Here is a 17,756-nt window from a genome sequence, read left to right as displayed (position 1 = left end):
AAAAAGTTGAGTTGTAAATTTCATATATGAAATCAAAGTGAGAGATTTTACTTTGATTTCAAACGCGAAATAACTTTGATTTCATACACGGGAATACAAGTTATCTTCATTTGGTATAATTTCAACAAACAATACTCCCAAAATAAAAGAGTGAAAAATGCAAAAACTTCCCATAAGCGTAACAATCTTAGTGAAAAATGCACAAGACACCATAAAAGAATGCTTAGAGTCTTTAAAAAATTTTGATGAGATTATCTTGCTTGATAATGGTAGCACTGATAAAACTTTGGAAATAGCACACAACTTCTCTAATGTGCGGATTTTTGAGAGTGAATTTATCGGCTTTGGTGCTTTGAAAAACTTAGCGATAAGCTATGCGAAGCACGATTGGATTTTGAGTATTGATTCTGATGAGGTGCTTGAGTTAAGCACACTTGCGCTTATAGAATCTTTAGAGCTCAATTCTCACACGATTTATGCCCTGCCGCGTAAAAATCTCTATAATGGAGAGTGGATAAAGGCGTGTGGGTGGTATCCAGACTATGTTTGGCGACTTTTTAATAAAACTTTCACGCGCTTTAATGACAATTTTGTTCACGAGAGTGTGATAATCCCCAAAAATGCGCATACACTCAAGCTCTCAAGCGGAATAAAACATTACGCCTATGATAATATCGCTCATCTCCTTGAAAAACTCCAACGATACTCAAGCCTTTGGGCAGAGCAAAATAAACATAAAAAATCAAGTCCATTGAAAGCAATCACGCACGGAATTTGGACATTTTTTAGAGATTATTTTTTCAAAAAAGGCATTTTTTATGGATACAAAGGTTTTGTGATTGCTACTTGCAATGGATTAGGCACTTTTTTTAAATATATGAAGCTTTATGAGCTTCAAAACACGACCCCCCCCGAGTATGTTCGCTTATCATCACTACTTATAATCAAAAAGAAAGACTAGCTTTAGTGCTAGATTCTGTAAAAAATCTTGCGCTTTTGCCAAGTGAAGTGCTTATTGCCGATGATGGCAGCACAGAGGATACAAAAGAATTAATAGAATCTTATGCAAAAGACTTTCCTTGTCCTTTAAGGCATATTTGGCAGATGGATAAAGGCTTTCGCTTAAGTGAGATTCGTAATCGTGCCATAAATGCGGCAAATGGAGAATATATTATTATCATTGATGGCGATATGATTTTAGATTCTCATTTTATAAAAGAACATCTACACTTTGCAAAAAAAGGTGTATTTTTGCAAGGCTCTCGTGTGATTTTAAATGAAAGCACTACGCAAAATATTATGCAATCTAACACAAAAGACGCCTTTAGCTTAGCCTTTAAACAAGGTGGATTCAAAGCAAAACGATGTGTTTTACTCTCGTCATTTATTTTTAATACTTCCAAAATTACCTCATCATTTTTTGACAAAAAAGACTTTATCAAAGGCATTCGCGGGTGCAATATGAGCTTTTTTAAGACTGATTGTGTAAGTATTAATGGCTTTAATGAAGCATTTATTGGCTGGGGGAGGGAAGATTCTGAATTTGTGGCGAGATTTTTGTTTAATGGTGGAGAGATGAGGCGATTAAAATTTGCAGGAATTGCCTATCATCTCTATCACCCTGAAAACTCCCGCACGATGTTAGAATCTAATCATAATATCTACTTACAAACTCTAGCAAATAAAAGTCGCTATTGTGAGAGGGGCATAGAAATTAAATAACTCTATAATTTCTAGATTCTTTAAAAGCATTCAAGCTACATTATTCTTTCTTTTGGCATAAGCCTTGCTGGATATAGCTTTCTTGTGTTTTTAATTCTTTATCATAACCTCTTGCACCCTTTTTTTCACCCACAATACGCACTCGCGCATTTAAAAAAGATTTATCCTCGCTCAAAATACTCCTTTTTGCCTCATAGCCTTTCATCTTAATACCTGCAATATCAAGCAGTGTGTGCATTAAATCATCATTCATATATTTTTGATGTTGGGCTCTTTTTATTCTTTTATAAAGATATGGATGTTTTTGCATAAAAGTATCACTTACATAAATAATAAAAGGAATCTCTACCATAAAGCGCGAAATTTTAGAATCTGAATGCCCAATGAAATTTCTAAAATCATAAATTTCTTCTCCGTGGTCGCTAAAATAAATCACTATGCTATCACTGGATTCAAATCGCTTAATAATCTCACTTAAGACAAAATCGCCATAGAGGGTGGCATTATCATAGTGCATATTTTCCTCTATATTTGCACCTTTTTGAGGTGAATTATCCTCTTGACAAAGCATATCTTTAGACGCAAAATGTGCGAAGTTGGTTGGATAGCGGTTATAATACTTGGCGTGATTGCCCATTAAGTGCAGGGCATAGAATGTAGGCTTTGTGTGAGTTAGGCTAGATTCTAATTTTTGCTCTGTATTTTCATCTGCACCTTGTTGCAAACCTTCTTGCCCTACTTCTTCTTGCTCTAGCTGCTCGTTTTTAAGAATCTCTAAAATGCTTTCATCAAATTTTGTCGTGCTCATTTTGTCATTGACATTGACAAAGCTTACTTCATCAGCGCGTTTTAAAATCGTAGCAGCTGCGTTGCCAAAAAGACTAACTGGCTCTTGATTTGAAATAGCAATAGTGTGATAACCTCCTAGCTTAAAAGCATCAATAATATTTAAGTATTCATACCATTGCTTGATTGTAGGCTTTACAGAGCGCTTTTTAGATGAAGGCTTAAGGGTAGAGATACCTTGTGAATCTTGATTAGCAAAGCTAAGGGAGAGGGAAAGAGATTCGTGTGTTTGGGCGTGAGGAGAGATGACATCACTAAAGACAAAAAGATTGTTTGGTTTAGAAGTTTTAAGATTCTCTAAAAGTGGTGTAGTAGGTAATGGATAGCCATAAAGGCTTAATTTGCCTCTTTGAGTAGATTCTCCAATGACAAGCACTATGTTATCAATAGGATTTTGTGTAGGTTTGACTTTTAAAGTGGTGGAGAGTTCATCAAATTTAGCATTAAGCTTTTTGTATTCTTCTATGAATCCTCGCGTGTTTTCAATCGCGCGGTAGGTTTGCTTTGTGTAATTATAAAGCATATCTGACCAATCTTCATTGAGTGGCTTCGTATGAGTGAGAATCATCGTTACTAAAATCGCTATGCTTATGCCAAGTGCGATATAGATTCTATTCATTACCTTGTGTGAAGGGATAAAAGGTGTGATTTTACGCCATAAAATAAAACACGCAAGAGCAAAAAGCACATAAATACCACATAGTGGGAGGGTGATATAATTGCGCAAAAAATCCACACTCTCTTGCGGATTTGTCTCTAGGGCAACAATGACAAGATAAGAATTGAGGTTTGTATCAAAAGTATAAAGCAAAAATATATCAATGATAAAACAGAGCACACTTAGAGCAAAAATAATCCAAGATAAGACTTTACCAAGCCTTTGAGGGAGCAAAGAAAAAAGCCAAAAAGCCAAAAAATAGCTCACACACAGCAATAATTCACGATAAAAAAATGAACTAAACCAATACAAATCCCAATGCTTCGTATAAACAAAATACTGCGAACCAAAGAGAATAATTGTATTTAAAAACAATAAAATGATATAGATTCTAAAAAGTGTAGCATTCGCAAAAAGCTTCATTCAAGTTCCAGTTTATACATAATCAAATAACGCGCAACAAAGTAAAATACAATGGAAAGAAATAATGTGTCTATACTTAAAAAACTATCATATCGCATTACATATACAAGTGTAAATGGAATCCATAAAAGATGAATAACAAGCGCAATGCCAAAGCCTTTAAATAACACAAAAGTGCGCACTTTGAGGGCGTTAAGCAAAGCAGTAATAAAGAGTATAAGTGTTATATAAAATAATATTATAATCAATGTATCAAAAAATATTATCAGGGCATTTTGTATGTCTATATTCAATAAGATTTCTACAAAAAATTCTAAGTTATAAAATACAGAGGCACAATAAGTCCCAATTACCGCCCAAAAGGCAAGAGTGATAATCTTAGAGAGCAAAATAGTATCAAGACTTAGAGGCAAGGTGAGTGTCAAATATCCCCTACTTCCAAAAATCTCTACCCAAAAGCTCTGAAATGCACGCACTATAAGCAATATACCAAAAGCTATAAAACTACCCATCATAAGAGTATTAAGCAATACTCTTATGATACCTTCATAAAAAACCCATTCGCTTGAAAAAGATATATCAGGAACTCTTAGTAACAATAGGGCAAGTGTTCCCATCCCATAAGTAAAGGCAAGAGGCATAGCGCTTGATAAAAATTCATATTTAAAAAATGTGAAAAATCCTTTCATTTGCCCTCTCCATTTATAAAATCTCCTGCAAAAGTATCTAAGCGCGATACTTCAGCTTTAAATGCCGCTTGAAGATTTTCATATTTATCTGTGAGCGATTCCACACTTTCATAGTGTAACACACGCCCTTGATACAAAAATATCACATCATCTAAAATAGGTTGCACATCATTGACAAGATGCGTAGCGAGAATCACACTTGAATGCTTTGGAACATACTTTTTAATCAGCTCAAAAACTCTTTCTCTTGAGTAAGGATCAACTCCGGCAATAGGCTCATCAAGAATATAAAGCTTTGCTTGACGCGCAAGGGCAAGGATTAAATGTAATTTTTCAATATTCCCTTTGGAGAGGCTTTTAATAGAAGATTCTAAAGGAATATGCAAAATCTCACACATTTGCCTTGCCTTATTTTCATCAAAATCAGCAAAAAAATCTACAAAATATCTCATACATTGAGCCGCATTCATTCTAGGATTTAAGATATTTCTATCGGGCAAATATGCAGTGATTTCTTTGGTATAGAGGCTTGGTTTATGTCCATCAAGTAAAACTTCACCTTGATATTGACGCAAAAGCCCTACGAGAATCTTAATCAAAGTGCTTTTACCACTGCCATTTGGTCCAAGCAAACCAACGATTTTGCCTTGAGGAATGCTTAGATTCACATCATTCAAAGCATTTATATGAGTATAAGTTTTGCTTAAATGTGTGATTTGGATAAGATTAGATTCATTCATCTCTCACTCCATTTTTGTATATGAGGATAATAAGGAAGTAAGACTAACTCTCTCCTCACTCTCTAAGAGAGAAGAAGAGTTAGATAACACATTAGAGTTTAGACTCGTAACGGCGGAGCATATAGAGTCGCTTAAGCATTTTTTTCTTTGCATTAATTTTTTGTTTTTTGCGCTTTTCAGTTTTAGATTCAAAAAATCTTCTTGCACGCACTTCTGTTACAACAAGGTTGCGGTCTGTTTGCTTTTTGAACTTTCTATATGCTTCTTCAAATGATTCACTTTCTTTTACTTTGATACCGGGCATAGCTTTCACCTGCTTTCTTTTTAAGATTAGGGCGGTATTTTACTTTGATTTTGTTGTAAATTTTCTTAAAGACGTGAACTCATAAAGTGAGTTTTAAGAAATTTTCGCTAGAATGCCAAGCTTACTTCACATTTGTGCTCGTAGCTCAGCTGAATAGAGCAACAGGTTGCGGTCCTGTAGGTCGGGGGTTTGAATCCCTCCGAGCACGCCATTATATAACTTCTTTTTTTAAATCTCTAGTCTTTTTGGTTGCGAAGATATGTAGGCACTTCAAGTGTATCATTATTATTAAACAAATTATAATCTTCTCCACTCACATTACGCATAAGCTGTATGCTTTGACGAGAATGTTCTAAAGCTTGCTCTTCATCTGTTTTTCGTGAAGCATCATTGCCACCATTTACAATCTCTTTTTCAAAGCCTGTGGCAATCACAGTTATACGCACAAAATCTTCTGGCACGTCATTTAATGTGTGAATACCTTGAATAAGATCTGCCTCTACATCAACAAGAGATTCAATAATCTCCATTGCTGCGCTAAGTTCAGTAAATGGGTAGTTTTGGTGAGTTTCAAAGTAAATAACTGCACCTTTTGCGCCCTTAATAGAAATATTATCAAGTAAAGGAGAAACAATAGCTTGTTGCATAGCATCAGAGGCTGCATTATCGCCTGTGGCTTCGCCAATACCCATAAGTGCTAAACCTTTATAACTCATTGCTTTTTTCACATCAGCAAAATCTACATTCATATCACCTTGCGTATGCTTTAAAATAACACTGGACATACCATTTACTGCACGCGTAAGAACATCATTTACAAAAGCAAAGGCTTCTTTATGACCACAATTTTTGGGAATAATTGAGAGCAATCTATCATTTGGAATCACAATAATACAATCACTCTCTGCTTTAAGATTGCGTAAACCTTCTTCGGCTAATCTTGCTCGTTTGCCCATTTCAAATTTAAAAGGCTTAGTTACAACAGAAACCGTGAGTGCGCCTACTTCTTTAGCAGCTTTTGCCACCACAGGAGCAGCACCTGTGCCTGTTCCACCGCCAAGTCCAGCAGAGATAAAAACAAGATCTACTCCATTTAAAGCCAACTTTATTTCCTCATAAGTCTCAAGTGCTGCTTTCATACCTACATCAGGATTACCGCCTGCACCTAAGCCTTTAGTCAATCGCTCACCAAGTTTCATTTTGAGATTTGCATTTGTAGTTTCAAGAGCTTGCACATCTGTATTTGCAGCGATAAGCTTCACATCTTTATGAGGATTATTGTTCGCAAGGTGATTTACCATATTTGAGCCACCGCCACCTACACCAATAACTGCAATCACTGCACCTTGTTTGCTTGGCTCATCTTGAATCTCTTGAATACTCACATTCACACTACCACCGATGACTGCATTTTGTGCTTTTGGTTGAATTTCTTGAATTATGTCTTCCATATTGCTCTCTCCTTAAAATAATTGACTAGCCCACTTATAGAATCTCACAAAGAAGTTATTATGCTTATCCTCTTCTGAAGTTCTAATCTGTGAAAAATCACCATTATGAATGATGTTTGTATTCCCCGCACTCTCTTGAAGTGCATCTTTTGGTAGCCCAATGTTGCTCATATCGTTATTCTCCGTAGTGATATTACTTTTTCTGTAACGAATCTTTTTTTCATAATCCATTTCATAATTAGTATGCTGTCCTGCTCCGTGTAGTATCAGACCTATTGCAGTAGCACTATGTGTGCCTTTCAAACCGTCAAAAAGCCCATTCATAGCCATAGGCTTAGATATTCTTACGGGCTTACGAAATATACTTGATGCAAATTCTTGCATACCATCAAGATTTGCCATACCGCCTGTAAGAGCAATACCTGCCCCAAGTTTATCTCTTAAGCCACTTTTTTCAATGCTTTTTGCTAAAAGTTGCAAAGTTTCCTCTACACGAGCAGATAGCACTGCATGGACGATTTCTAAATTCACATTTGTTGTAGCTGTATCACTTGACATAATAGGCACCTTAATAGCCTTTGTCTTATCCTCATCACTTAAAATTAATTTGCCACATTCTGTTTTAATTTGCTCTGCTGTGCTTGGGTGAGTATTAAGCGCAGTGGCTAAATCAATAGTAATATTATGGGAGCCTACACTTAGAAAATCACTATATCGCATAGAATAACCACTATAAATCATCAAATCACAAGTCTGACCACCCATATCTATACACACCACGCCAAGCTCTTTTTCTTCATTGCTTAAAACGGCGATTGATGAGGCATACGCACTTAAAACAATATTTTCAATCTCTATGCCACTTTCACGCACTGCGCGTTTAAGATTCTCAAGCGCTGATTTTTTTGCTGTTACAATATGCACAAAAGCCTCAAGACGAGAGGCACTCATACCCATAGGGTCTTCAGCATAACTTTGGTCATCAAGCCTAAATTCATAAGGCAATGCGTGAATAACAGTATGCCCTTCAGGAATAACAGCATTGTAAATAGCTGTTTGCATCACACGATTAATTTCTTTTAAACCAATTTCATTGCTCGGGACATTTACAACTGCGGATTCTCTAATACTTTTTGTATATGCACCAGAAAGAGAGATGATTGCTTTATCTACTTTTTCATCAGCAACTCTTTTGGCGTCATTGACAGAATTTCGTATTGCTAAAGAAGCAAGCTCAATATTTGTAATAGAACCCTTTTTGATACCATCAGCCTTATGTATGCCCGAACCAAGAATGAAAGGCGTCCCGTCCTTTTTTATCTCAGCGATAATGGAACAAATCTTTGTTGAACCAATGTCAATACCTAATATAATCTGATTCACTTTTACCTCACTTGCTCACATCAATATAGATGGTTGTTTTATAAGTTTTATTCAGATTCTCTGCTAGAGTATCAAGCACTGCTCCATATTTGATATTTTTAGCTATCATTGTTATATTGTTTTCCTTATCTTTGGGAACAGATGATTGTTCCAACACACGATATAATACCACCTTATCATCAAATAGCACATAACCCTCTTTATCTTGGCTACCAAAAACTTGTGAAAGAAAGTGCATCTTTTGGTTAGTATCAAGTGTGAGTATAGCGCCATTATAAAATCTATCAATAAACCCAATATCTGTGCCAGCAAAATTTTTTACACTTTCTTGAGCAAGTTTAACAAGACTTTCTTTACGTTTGGTATGCTCATACATCTCTTTAACTGCACTTTTTGCCTCATCAAAACTTTTATTCACACTTTCCTTTTTATCAAGGAGTTTTAAAGTTACAAAACCCTCATCAGCTTCTATGGGTTTTAACACTTGCCCTACTTGAGCTACTTTCATATCTGCTACTACTAAATCCACACCATTTTTTATAAAAAATCGCTCATTATCTTTAAGTGTGAGTATCTTTCCTTGTTTGCTTCCATTTTTTAAATCACGATATTCCCTTTTAGCAAGGCTCTGGGCTTCAAGTTTTTGGACATCACGTATCAGCTTTTCTCTGCTTTGTTCCATACTCATTAAATGCCCATCATTGTCCAAATAATCACTCTTAAAATCCTCATAATGTTTGTTTAGTGCTTCTTCACTTGGAGATTGAGCGTTAAAGGGCACAAAAATATATTCAATATGAAACTCCATAGGCGTTTTCCAATTATCTGCATTTTTTTCCCAAAATGCTTTCAATTCATCATCTGTTGATGAAAAAGCTACTTGTGTAATAGGAATGCTCTTTACCATAAGTCTATCACGCACAGAATCTGCCATTTCTAATGCAGCTATTTCTAAAGGTGTAACTGATACCATAGGTATTTGAAGCGATGATTGAGAGACATTGAGATTCATAACACTAAAAATTTTTTGGATAAGAAGAGATTTGCGTATTATTTCTTCAAATTCACTTGGGCTCATTTGTCGCTCTTTTAAAGCCTGCTTATAGATTTCGTGGCTAAAATGACCCTCTTTATCAACATACACTTTTGCATTGATGATTTCATTACTCACTTCTTCATCACTCACAGATAAACCCAAATCATAAGCAAAATTAAGTAACTGCGCTTGTTGAACTACTCGCTGAAGAGCAATTTGAGGCAAACCGAGCTGTTTTGCTTGAGCTTCATCAAGCATACCACCAAGTTGTGGAATATGCGAATATTCATTAAATACTTCGTTATAAGCTCTTTGGTAGTCGGGAATATGAATATCAATCGCTCCTACTCGTGCTACTTTATCATTGTTTAATCCAAATCCATAAGAACCCCAATTCACCATTCCAGCACCGATAAAAGCGATAGCACTAATCCAAATGGTGATAACAAGCCACTTCTTATGCTTTTGCATCCAAGTAATCATTATAATTTTAACCTCTGTGTAACTTTAAAGCCTATTGTATCATAAAACTTACTAAATAAAAAGAGACTAAATGCGTAAATACCAAAATTTCTTAAGAAAAAATATAAATATTCATAGTGTATAGCGAATTTTAATTCATTCAAATTAAAACATTAAAGAATCATTGCAAGAAATCTATGGTGGACCTTGCAGGATTTGAACCTGCGACCAATCGGTTATGAGCCGAGTGCTCTGACCAGCTGAGCTAAAGGTCCTCGCCCATTGGAGGACGTATTATACTCAAAAACAAATCTAAAGGCAAGAATGTTTTCAAGTATAGTGAAAAGAGTGATAAAAGTAACAAAACTTGTTCCACCATAACTTACTAAGGGAAGAGGGATTCCCACCACAGGAGCCAATCCTATTACCATACATACATTAATGCTTACATATAAGAAAATCAAAATAGTCATATAACCCGTTACTACACGCAAAAAATAATCCTGCTGATGCACAAAACTTAAACTTAAAATATAGATTATCAAACAAAAAAATAATGTCAAAAGAGCAAATGCACCCAAAAGTCCAAAACGCTCCACAAAATACGCAAAAACAAAATCTGTATTTGCATAAGGTAAAAATTTAAGCTGTGATTGTGTGGCATCTTCTTTTGATTTGCCAAATAATCCACTTGCACCAATGGCAATTAGAGCTTGATCGACTTGATAGGGAGATTTATCTGATACGAAATCCATAATACGTTTTTTTTGATAATCTTTAAGGGGATCAACTATATATGCCACAGGAGCGAGTAAAACGATAACCAATCCTAAAGCTATCCATATTCGCTTATTCACACCGATTAAAAAAAGTGTGCCAAATCCAGTGAGTAAAATTACCATTGCTGTTCCTAAATCAGGCTCTTTAAGAATGATAAAAAAAGGCACAAGAATAAAAAAACTAATAATACAAAATTCTTTTAAGCCATAACCATCTTTTGGTGGAGGATTAGCGGTGATATAGGAAGCTAAAAGCAACATAAGAAAAATTTTCATAATTTCACTTGGTTGAATAGAAAAATTTGTGAAAGGAATATCCACCCAACGTTGCGCACCAAGCTTTTGTGTGCCAATAAAATGCACCAAAACTAATAAAATTAAACATATAATATAAGATACCAAAATAACACTATTAAGCTGCCTAAAAGGCATAAAAAATAAAAAAATCATTAGCCCGCAACTTAAAGTAATATATTTCACTTGCTTAGCAAATAAAGCAGAATCAAGCTCACTGATTAAAAAGAGAGAGAGACTAACTAATGGTAATATAAAAAGCAATAAAATGTAATCAAAATGTGCTAGAATCCGTCTATCAATCACAACTTTTCCTCAAAATAATCTCATTTTCAACGGAAAATGGAAGAAATATAGTAGGCGATAATGAAAGAAATTATTGTATCAAATTTTGACTTAAATAATGGCAAATTACGCCTTGATTCTTATCTAAGCATACAGCTTCAAAGTAGCAAAAATCAAATCCACCATATTATTAAAAATAAACAAGTGTGGCTTAATGGCATACTATGCTTGAAAAACGGCACTTTGCTCAAAGCTAAAGATTGCATTCAAGTGCAATCCCCCTGTGCAAATAATACGCCCCTATCCTCTTCATATACCATATCAGCAGATGATGAACGCTTTAGTATTGATATTGTTTATCAAGATGAAGATGTGCTCATTATTAACAAACCTTCTCATCTTGTCATTCACCACGCACCAAGCGTTAAAGAGCCTACGCTTGTAGATTGGCTCAAACTCAATGCCCACATTCTTTATACATTAAGCGGAGAGGAACGTTATGGGATTATTCATCGACTTGATAAGCAAACAAGCGGTGCGTTGGCTATTGCAAAATCAAATCTCGCTTATACTACTCTCACCAAAGAACTGAAAAATCGTCAAATGGGGCGATATTATCTTGCTATTATTGATACGCCCCTTAAAGATAACCAACAAGTGCAATGCTTTATGGGTCGCAATCCGCACAATCGCCTTAAAATGAGTAAGATTCACATTCGCTCAAACTCTCCTATCCCGAAAGGAGTGCGAGATTCAAAAAGCTCTTTTATCAAAATTGCTACTTCAGATAACGGAGCATTTGAACTCATTGCTATCAAACTCCACACGGGTAGAACACATCAAATACGCGCCCACCTTGAAAGCCTCTCTCGCCATATTCTTGGTGATACACTTTATGGATACAAACCTCAAGCCAAAACACATTATTATCAAGATAGAATCTTGCTTCACGCTTATATTCTTTATTTTATACACCCCAAAACGCAACAAAACTGCACTTTTAAAGCACCTATTTTACCAGATATGCTAAAATTCCTCCAAACTCACTTCACAAAGGATATACCCGATGGGCACAAAAACATTATGGAATTACTTGAAATTGACAGGATTATGCGTTCTTTTGAGTGCTTTTCTTAGCGGTTGTCTCTCTTCTTTTGGTGCAAAACTCCAAGAAGATGCTTCACTCCCACAAATTGATTCTATAAATACACTCGCTGATGTTTCGTCTGTAGGCTTTGAATGGAAATTTCTTGATAATGAACACATTAAAGGATTTGTCATTTATCGTGCTCAAGCAAAAGATAATCAAAAACTACAAAAAATCGCTACGATTCCAAACCGCTTTGCTACACATTTTTATGATATAAATCTCAATCCCCAAACAAAATATATTTATGCCTTTGCTACGCTTGGCACTGATAATACGATTTCTCCAAAAAGCAAACCTATTCTTGTGCAAACATCTTTTATTGACGCGGTAGAGAGTGTCTTCGCTCTGAATAATCAACCACGCACCATTAAGCTTATTTGGTCGCCACACCCAAATCCAAGCATAGATTCTTATTTGGTTGAACGCCTAAATAAAGCAGGTGAATTTAAAACAATCAAAACAATTCCTCATCGCTTAAGTGTAGAGTATTTTGATGATGATTTAAAAGATGGAGAAAGCTACACTTATCGTATTATCGCTCAAAGCTATGAGGGTATCAAAAGTAAGCCTTCACAAAGCGTGAGTGTAAAAACAATCCCTCAACCTGCACCTATTGAAAATATCCAAGCTACTATAGAGTTGCCACGAGCCATTAAAATTACTTGGAAAGAAGCCCCTGATACACAAGGTGTGAGCAAAAAACAATATAAGATTCTCTATTCTCCCAATGATAAAAACTACAAAAAACTAGCAACTACCAACCAAACAAATTATACACATAAACTCCAAGACAAAGAAGATGGCATAAGTTATTACTACCAAGTTGTGCTTTTAGGTGATAATGGCTTGGAAGGACGTATAAGTAGCACGCCTGCTAAAGGTTCAAGTCTTCCACCTCCAAGCAAGCCTTTGCACTTTGAAGGAAAAATCCTTAATGGTAAAGCCACTCTCTCGTGGGAAACACCAAGTGATGAGCGTATTCAAAATTATATCGTTTATCGCAAAGAAGGGAAAGTATGGGCACAAAGTGCGCGCTTTATTGATATATACGATACTACCTTTACCGACAAAGAAATGCAAAAAGGTATCAGTTATAAATATAGCGTAACAAGTATTGACAAAAATGGTATAGAATCTGCGCCCACACAAGAAATAGAACTCTCCATAGAGGCTCAAAAATAATGCCTCATTTTCTTGCATCTCATATTACATTGCCACCTATGCCTTTTACACAAGAAGGCTATACCTTTGTATATGAAGCCAAACAATGCAACGATTCTTCACAATCACTTATTTTGGTGCGATATGAAGATAATGAGTTTTTTTTACGCAAAGCGTGGCGAGGCAATAAAAATAATGCTATTCTCAAATGTGAAAAAAGCACAAAAACTCAACCTACAGGCATTATTAAGAATGCGCTTAAGATTCTATGTGCGTATCAAAAAAATGTTATCTCTCATAACCTCAACAAAAATACGCCACGACAAAATCTCCAATCTCCCTATTTTCAGTCTATGGATTTTTTTTTGGATTTTGCAAAGCCTTGCCTTATTGAAATAGGCTTTGGCTCTGGGCGCCACCTTTTGCATCTTGCACAGAGCAACCCTCATCTTATGTGTATTGGTATAGAAATTCATACTCCCTCTATTGAGCAGATTCTTAGGCAAGTGCAACTCTTGGGTTTAGAGAATCTTTATATCATTAATGGCGATGCGCGTATCCTCCTTGAAATTCTCTCCTCTCATATTGCACAAGGTATTTATGTGCATTTTCCTGTGCCGTGGAATAAAAAACACCATAGGCGCATTTTTTCGCCCAAATTTTTTCAGGAATCTTTGCGCGTTTTAGATAATAATGGAGTGCTTCATTTGCGCAGTGATGATGAAATTTATTTCCAAGATGCCCTTTCCCTTGCCTTGCAACAAGAGAGCATAAGCCTTGAAATACACAAGAATCAACAAGAAGTAATTACAAGCAAATACGAAGCAAGATGGAAAAAACAACAAAAAAACATTTATGATTTAAAGATTTTTCACACTTATAAAAACACAAATAATGAAAAAAATGTAAAAAATACCCAAAAAAACTTTTATTTTGATAAAATTCTAAGAAAAAATTTGGATAATTACAAAAATTTTCCACATAAGAAAATTGCTAATGATTGGTTTTTGCATATTGATAATCTGTATTGTGCGGGGGATATATATGTATTGGCATTATGTTTTGGGGATTTTAACCAGCCTCAAAGCAAGTTTTTGCAAATTGAATTTTGCAATAATGTATCAGCTCGGTATATTGGTAGTAACCCTATCCCTACACAAGCAGCCATCAAGGCGCATAAATATTTAATACAGATTCTAACACAGGAGTAAAATTTGAGCACGATTATAGAAGCAAAAAATCTCAATCTAGGCTATAATGATGATCTTGTCATTAAAGATGCCACTTTTAATATTAACGCTAAAGAGTTTGTATTCATAACAGGAGCTTCTGGTAGCGGAAAAAGCACTATTTTAAGCTCATTCTTTGGGTATTTAGGTGTAAAAAGCGGACTTTTAAATGTCTTTGGAATCAATATGCAAAAAGCATCAAAAAGTCGTATTAATCATCTTCGGCGCAGTATTGGCATAGTATTTCAAGACTACAAACTGATTAAAGAATGGAATATAGAGCGAAATGTGATGTTGCCTATGGTTATTAATGGCTACAAAAAAGAAGTATGCAAATCCCAAGTTGAAAAACTGCTTGTGCATATTAAACTTTCACATAAGGCAAATAAATTTCCTCTTGAGCTTAGTGGGGGTGAGCAACAACGCGTAGCTATGGCACGTGCGCTTGCACATAATCCAACTATTATCCTTGCTGATGAGCCAACGGGTAACCTTGATGATTATTCAAGTGAGCTTATTTGGAATCTCCTCAAAGGTGTAAATGAACAACTTGGTATTACCGTTGTGGTTGTAACCCACCGAATGCCTGATAGACTTAATATTCCATTTAGAAGACTACATATAGAAGAAGGAGTGGTTTATGAATTTGCTTAGGAGACATTTGGCACTTATTATCCCGCTTTTAGCTCTTCTTTTTAGTCTTGAAAGTATTATGCTTGTCAATCGTGCTGTAACTAAACACGAAAATAAGCTCTCTGATAATTACTCTATTGTTATTGCCTCAAAAAATGCTCTTGTGCTTGATAAGGTTCAGAGTTTTATCCGCGAAGCCAAGGAGCTAAAAGCCATTGCGCCCGATTATATGATGAATGAGCTCAAAAAGGATCTTAGTCGAGAAAGCCTTGAAACACTTCAAAGAGAATTACCTTTTTTCTATTCGCTCAAACTCTCTACTTTTCCAGATGAAGAACGACTACAAAAGATTAATGCGACACTTTCAAAACTAAATGGTGTAACCAAAGTCGAATCTTTTACCAAGAGTCATTCGCAAGTTTATAAGCTCTTGCTCATTATTAAAAGTTCAATTATAGTCTTTGCATCACTTATTGCCATTTTAAGTTATATCCTTATGGTTAAACAAATTGAAATTTGGAAATTTGAACATAGCGATAGAATGGAAATTATGGCATTTTTGGGTGCTCCTGCGTGGATGAGAAATGGTATTTTATTCCGCCTTGCTTTTATTGATTCTATTATTTCAACAATAGCTATCATTGCAGGTATGACATATCTGATTAACCACGACAAAATGCAAGAAGTGTTTCACACGCTTGAAGTAACAAGCGATATATTCCGTATGGGAAGTGATTTTATCATTCTTCTTTTTACATCTATACTTGTATCTATCGTCTCGGTGGTTTTTGTCATTATTAAACAAAAAGACCTGTGAATCTAATATGAGGGGTTTTGGCTGGATTGCAATATGTGCCATTATAAATATATGTATGGCAAATATTGACCAAGATATTGCAAAAAATAAAGATAAACTTGCTACTGCCAAATCCCAAGAAAAAGCTATTAGCAAAAAACTTGATGTTTTGGGCAAAGCAATTAATGCGAAAAATTCTGAGCTCACACAACTTGGGAATCAAATTAACGCCTTAGAAAAAGATATAGAACAAAATCAAGGCAAATCTCTCTCACAAGAAAAATCACTTAAAGATTCTCAAAAAAAACAAAATGTGCTTGTAGAACAAAAACTTCAGATTGAAAAACAACTTATTAAGCTTATTGCACAAGGTATTGCTTTTAATATGGTGATTAGCCGCTCTGCAGATATTGATTCTGTTGATGGTGTAGTGCAATATCATATTTATCAAATTCTACATAAAAACGCGCGCAACTCTATTAAAACACTTAACGCTAAACACAATCTCCTCAATAATGAAATCAAACAAATAAGTAATGCAATTTCTCAAATTCAAAGCTCCATTAAAACTCAAACTAATAAAAAAGAACGTCTCCAAATCGCAAAAGAACAACAAAAAGCCACTCTTGCAAAAATGCAAACTGAACTTAAAACCTATGACCAGCAGCTTAAAGACATTGTCAAAGAGCGTAAAAGCCTTGATGAGATTCTCTCAAAACTCAATATCGTTAAAGAGCAAAAACAACAAGGCTCCAATCAGCAAGCCTTTATAAATAACCAAAAAAACCCAAGTAGTATTAAAGCCCCAAAACAATTTGGCACTTCATATCGTGATGTGCCCACCATTGCCTACAAAGGAGCTAAAACCTTTTCACCACTTGATAACTATGTCATTGAAAAAAAGTTTGGACCTTATTTTGACCCTGTATATAAATTTAAAATTTTTAATGCTGCAATTATGCTTAATCCCAAATCTCCCAACGCTCCTGTTAAGAATGTGCTTGATGGGAGAATAGTATATGCCAAAGAAGCACCGGGGCTTAAAAAAGTTGTTATTATTGAGCATAACAATGCTATCCATACTATTTACGCATATATGGACAAAATAGAATCTTCAATTAAAACAGGTATACCTATTAAAAAAGGCACGATTATTGGCAAAGTCAATGAACGTTTAAGCTTTGAAATCACTCAAAAAGATAAACATATTAACCCTGCAGATTTTATAAAACTCAACTAAAAAAATAAAATTTTTATCCGATGTATCCTTGTATTTAACTTCAAGGAGGAAGCTATGCTTAATGATATTAATAGCGTTAATAGCACCAATAATACCATTAAAAATCAGCTGGTCAATATGATCAACACAAGTGGGAAAACTATCACGGAAGATAAACGCCCCATAGAAGTGCGAATAAAAGAAGAAAACGCACAACATCAAGATAGGGAAAATAAAAAACAGCTTGAAAATGAATTGCGTGAGTTAAGCAAAAAGCTCAATGATGAAATGAAACGCATTGACACTGATATTCATTTTTCATATAATGAAAATATACCCGGTCTTATGGTAACTGTTAAGGAAAGTAATGGCGATAAGGTGATTCGCGAGATACCATCAAAAGAGGCTATTGAATTGATGAAAAAAATGCGTGAAGTCATTGGTGTTATTTTTGACAAACAAGGTTAATCTTTGAAGTTTAACTTATAACTTTAAT

The 17,756-nt window shown here is 35.1% G+C and carries 15 protein-coding genes, 2 tRNA genes and 1 pseudogene; 9 read left to right on the top strand and 9 right to left on the bottom strand.

Annotated elements, in window-relative coordinates:
- The first annotated feature begins 157 nt into the window (after positions 1-157).
- Positions 158-1,722 (top strand): annotated as a pseudogene (locus tag LS66_RS03320) (glycosyltransferase).
- Between the two features lie 40 nt (positions 1,723-1,762).
- Here the strand turns inward: LS66_RS03320 and LS66_RS03315 are convergent.
- From LS66_RS03315 to rpsU, 4 genes are all read right to left on the bottom strand, one after another.
- A complete protein-coding gene (locus tag LS66_RS03315; protein ID WP_034342093.1) occupies positions 1,763-3,649 on the bottom strand; it encodes a phosphoethanolamine transferase in 1,887 nt (628 codons plus the stop codon).
- The gene (locus LS66_RS03310; protein WP_034342094.1) at positions 3,646-4,338 is read right to left on the bottom strand and encodes a hypothetical protein; all 693 of its coding nucleotides are present in this window, start codon (positions 4,336-4,338) and stop codon (positions 3,646-3,648) included. The genes LS66_RS03315 and LS66_RS03310 overlap by 4 nt, the downstream gene beginning before the upstream one ends.
- Entirely contained in the window at positions 4,335-5,078 is a 744-nt protein-coding gene (locus LS66_RS03305; RefSeq protein ID WP_034342096.1) for an ABC transporter ATP-binding protein, read from the bottom strand. Before LS66_RS03305 ends, LS66_RS03310 begins: the two co-directional genes overlap by 4 nt.
- Before the next feature lie 91 nt (positions 5,079-5,169).
- Entirely contained in the window at positions 5,170-5,382 is a 213-nt protein-coding gene (rpsU, locus tag LS66_RS03300; protein ID WP_011115619.1) for a 30S ribosomal protein S21, read from the bottom strand.
- 134 nt (positions 5,383-5,516) lie between these two features.
- Between rpsU and LS66_RS03295 the strand changes: the two genes are divergently transcribed.
- Positions 5,517-5,593: transfer RNA gene (locus LS66_RS03295), tRNA-Arg, on the top strand.
- A 25-nt stretch (positions 5,594-5,618) separates the two neighbouring features.
- On the opposite strand, the gene ftsZ is transcribed toward LS66_RS03295, so the two are convergent.
- From ftsZ to LS66_RS03270, 5 genes are all read right to left on the bottom strand, one after another.
- Entirely contained in the window at positions 5,619-6,833 is a 1,215-nt protein-coding gene (ftsZ, locus tag LS66_RS03290) for a cell division protein FtsZ (RefSeq protein WP_052057312.1), read from the bottom strand.
- A 12-nt stretch (positions 6,834-6,845) separates the two neighbouring features.
- Complete coding sequence (gene ftsA / locus LS66_RS03285) at positions 6,846-8,216, bottom strand: cell division protein FtsA (protein ID WP_011115621.1); 1,371 nt, start codon at positions 8,214-8,216, stop codon at positions 6,846-6,848.
- A 7-nt stretch (positions 8,217-8,223) separates the two neighbouring features.
- Positions 8,224-9,735 (bottom strand): peptidylprolyl isomerase, encoded by a 1,512-nt coding sequence (locus LS66_RS03280; protein ID WP_034365635.1) that lies wholly within the window; start codon positions 9,733-9,735, stop codon positions 8,224-8,226.
- 177 nt (positions 9,736-9,912) lie between these two features.
- Positions 9,913-9,989, bottom strand: a tRNA-Ile gene (locus tag LS66_RS03275).
- A complete protein-coding gene (locus LS66_RS03270; RefSeq protein ID WP_011115624.1) occupies positions 9,951-11,093 on the bottom strand; it encodes an FtsW/RodA/SpoVE family cell cycle protein in 1,143 nt (380 codons plus the stop codon). The genes LS66_RS03275 and LS66_RS03270 overlap by 39 nt, the downstream gene beginning before the upstream one ends.
- A 60-nt stretch (positions 11,094-11,153) precedes the next feature.
- Here LS66_RS03270 and LS66_RS03265 point away from each other — a divergent pair, with 60 nt between their 5' ends.
- The 7 genes from LS66_RS03265 to LS66_RS03235 are packed head-to-tail and all read left to right on the top strand — an operon-like array spanning position 11,154 to position 17,728.
- Complete coding sequence (locus tag LS66_RS03265; protein ID WP_034365632.1) at positions 11,154-12,209, top strand: RluA family pseudouridine synthase; 1,056 nt, start codon at positions 11,154-11,156, stop codon at positions 12,207-12,209.
- The gene (locus LS66_RS03260) at positions 12,139-13,404 is read left to right on the top strand and encodes a fibronectin type III domain-containing protein (RefSeq protein WP_011115626.1); all 1,266 of its coding nucleotides are present in this window, start codon (positions 12,139-12,141) and stop codon (positions 13,402-13,404) included. Before LS66_RS03265 ends, LS66_RS03260 begins: the two co-directional genes overlap by 71 nt.
- Positions 13,404-14,594 carry a tRNA (guanosine(46)-N7)-methyltransferase TrmB gene (gene trmB / locus LS66_RS03255; protein WP_034365628.1) on the top strand — a complete coding sequence of 397 codons (1,191 nt, stop codon included), beginning with the start codon at positions 13,404-13,406 and terminating at the stop codon, positions 14,592-14,594. The genes LS66_RS03260 and trmB overlap by 1 nt, the downstream gene beginning before the upstream one ends.
- 3 nt (positions 14,595-14,597) lie before the next feature.
- Complete coding sequence (locus LS66_RS03250; protein WP_011115628.1) at positions 14,598-15,266, top strand: cell division ATP-binding protein FtsE; 669 nt, start codon at positions 14,598-14,600, stop codon at positions 15,264-15,266.
- Positions 15,253-16,062 (top strand): hypothetical protein, encoded by an 810-nt coding sequence (locus LS66_RS03245; RefSeq protein ID WP_011115629.1) that lies wholly within the window; start codon positions 15,253-15,255, stop codon positions 16,060-16,062. Before LS66_RS03250 ends, LS66_RS03245 begins: the two co-directional genes overlap by 14 nt.
- A gap of 7 nt (positions 16,063-16,069) precedes the next feature.
- Complete coding sequence (locus LS66_RS03240) at positions 16,070-17,281, top strand: murein hydrolase activator EnvC (protein ID WP_034365625.1); 1,212 nt, start codon at positions 16,070-16,072, stop codon at positions 17,279-17,281.
- Positions 17,282-17,335: 54 nt separating this feature from the next.
- Complete coding sequence (locus LS66_RS03235; protein WP_011115631.1) at positions 17,336-17,728, top strand: FlaG family protein; 393 nt, start codon at positions 17,336-17,338, stop codon at positions 17,726-17,728.
- Positions 17,729-17,756: the final 28 nt, after the last annotated feature.

Source organism: Helicobacter sp. MIT 03-1614, assembly GCF_000762925.2.
Lineage (GTDB): Bacteria > Campylobacterota > Campylobacteria > Campylobacterales > Helicobacteraceae > Helicobacter_C > Helicobacter_C hepaticus.
The sequence above is the reverse complement of the archived record's forward strand: the minus strand, read 5'-3'. Positions and strand labels throughout refer to the sequence as shown.

Coding starts and splice junctions, on each gene's coding strand:
- LS66_RS03315 (WP_034342093.1), bottom strand. CDS start 3,649: ATGAAGCTTTTTGCGAATGCTACACTTTTTAGAATCTATATCATTTTA.
- LS66_RS03310 (WP_034342094.1), bottom strand. CDS start 4,338: ATGAAAGGATTTTTCACATTTTTTAAATATGAATTTTTATCAAGCGCT.
- LS66_RS03305 (WP_034342096.1), bottom strand. CDS start 5,078: ATGAATGAATCTAATCTTATCCAAATCACACATTTAAGCAAAACTTAT.
- rpsU (WP_011115619.1), bottom strand. CDS start 5,382: ATGCCCGGTATCAAAGTAAAAGAAAGTGAATCATTTGAAGAAGCATAT.
- ftsZ (WP_052057312.1), bottom strand. CDS start 6,833: ATGGAAGACATAATTCAAGAAATTCAACCAAAAGCACAAAATGCAGTC.
- LS66_RS03280 (WP_034365635.1), bottom strand. CDS start 9,735: ATGATTACTTGGATGCAAAAGCATAAGAAGTGGCTTGTTATCACCATT.
- LS66_RS03265 (WP_034365632.1), top strand. CDS start 11,154: ATGAAAGAAATTATTGTATCAAATTTTGACTTAAATAATGGCAAATTA.
- LS66_RS03260 (WP_011115626.1), top strand. CDS start 12,139: ATGGGCACAAAAACATTATGGAATTACTTGAAATTGACAGGATTATGC.
- trmB (WP_034365628.1), top strand. CDS start 13,404: ATGCCTCATTTTCTTGCATCTCATATTACATTGCCACCTATGCCTTTT.
- LS66_RS03245 (WP_011115629.1), top strand. CDS start 15,253: ATGAATTTGCTTAGGAGACATTTGGCACTTATTATCCCGCTTTTAGCT.
- LS66_RS03240 (WP_034365625.1), top strand. CDS start 16,070: ATGAGGGGTTTTGGCTGGATTGCAATATGTGCCATTATAAATATATGT.
- LS66_RS03235 (WP_011115631.1), top strand. CDS start 17,336: ATGCTTAATGATATTAATAGCGTTAATAGCACCAATAATACCATTAAA.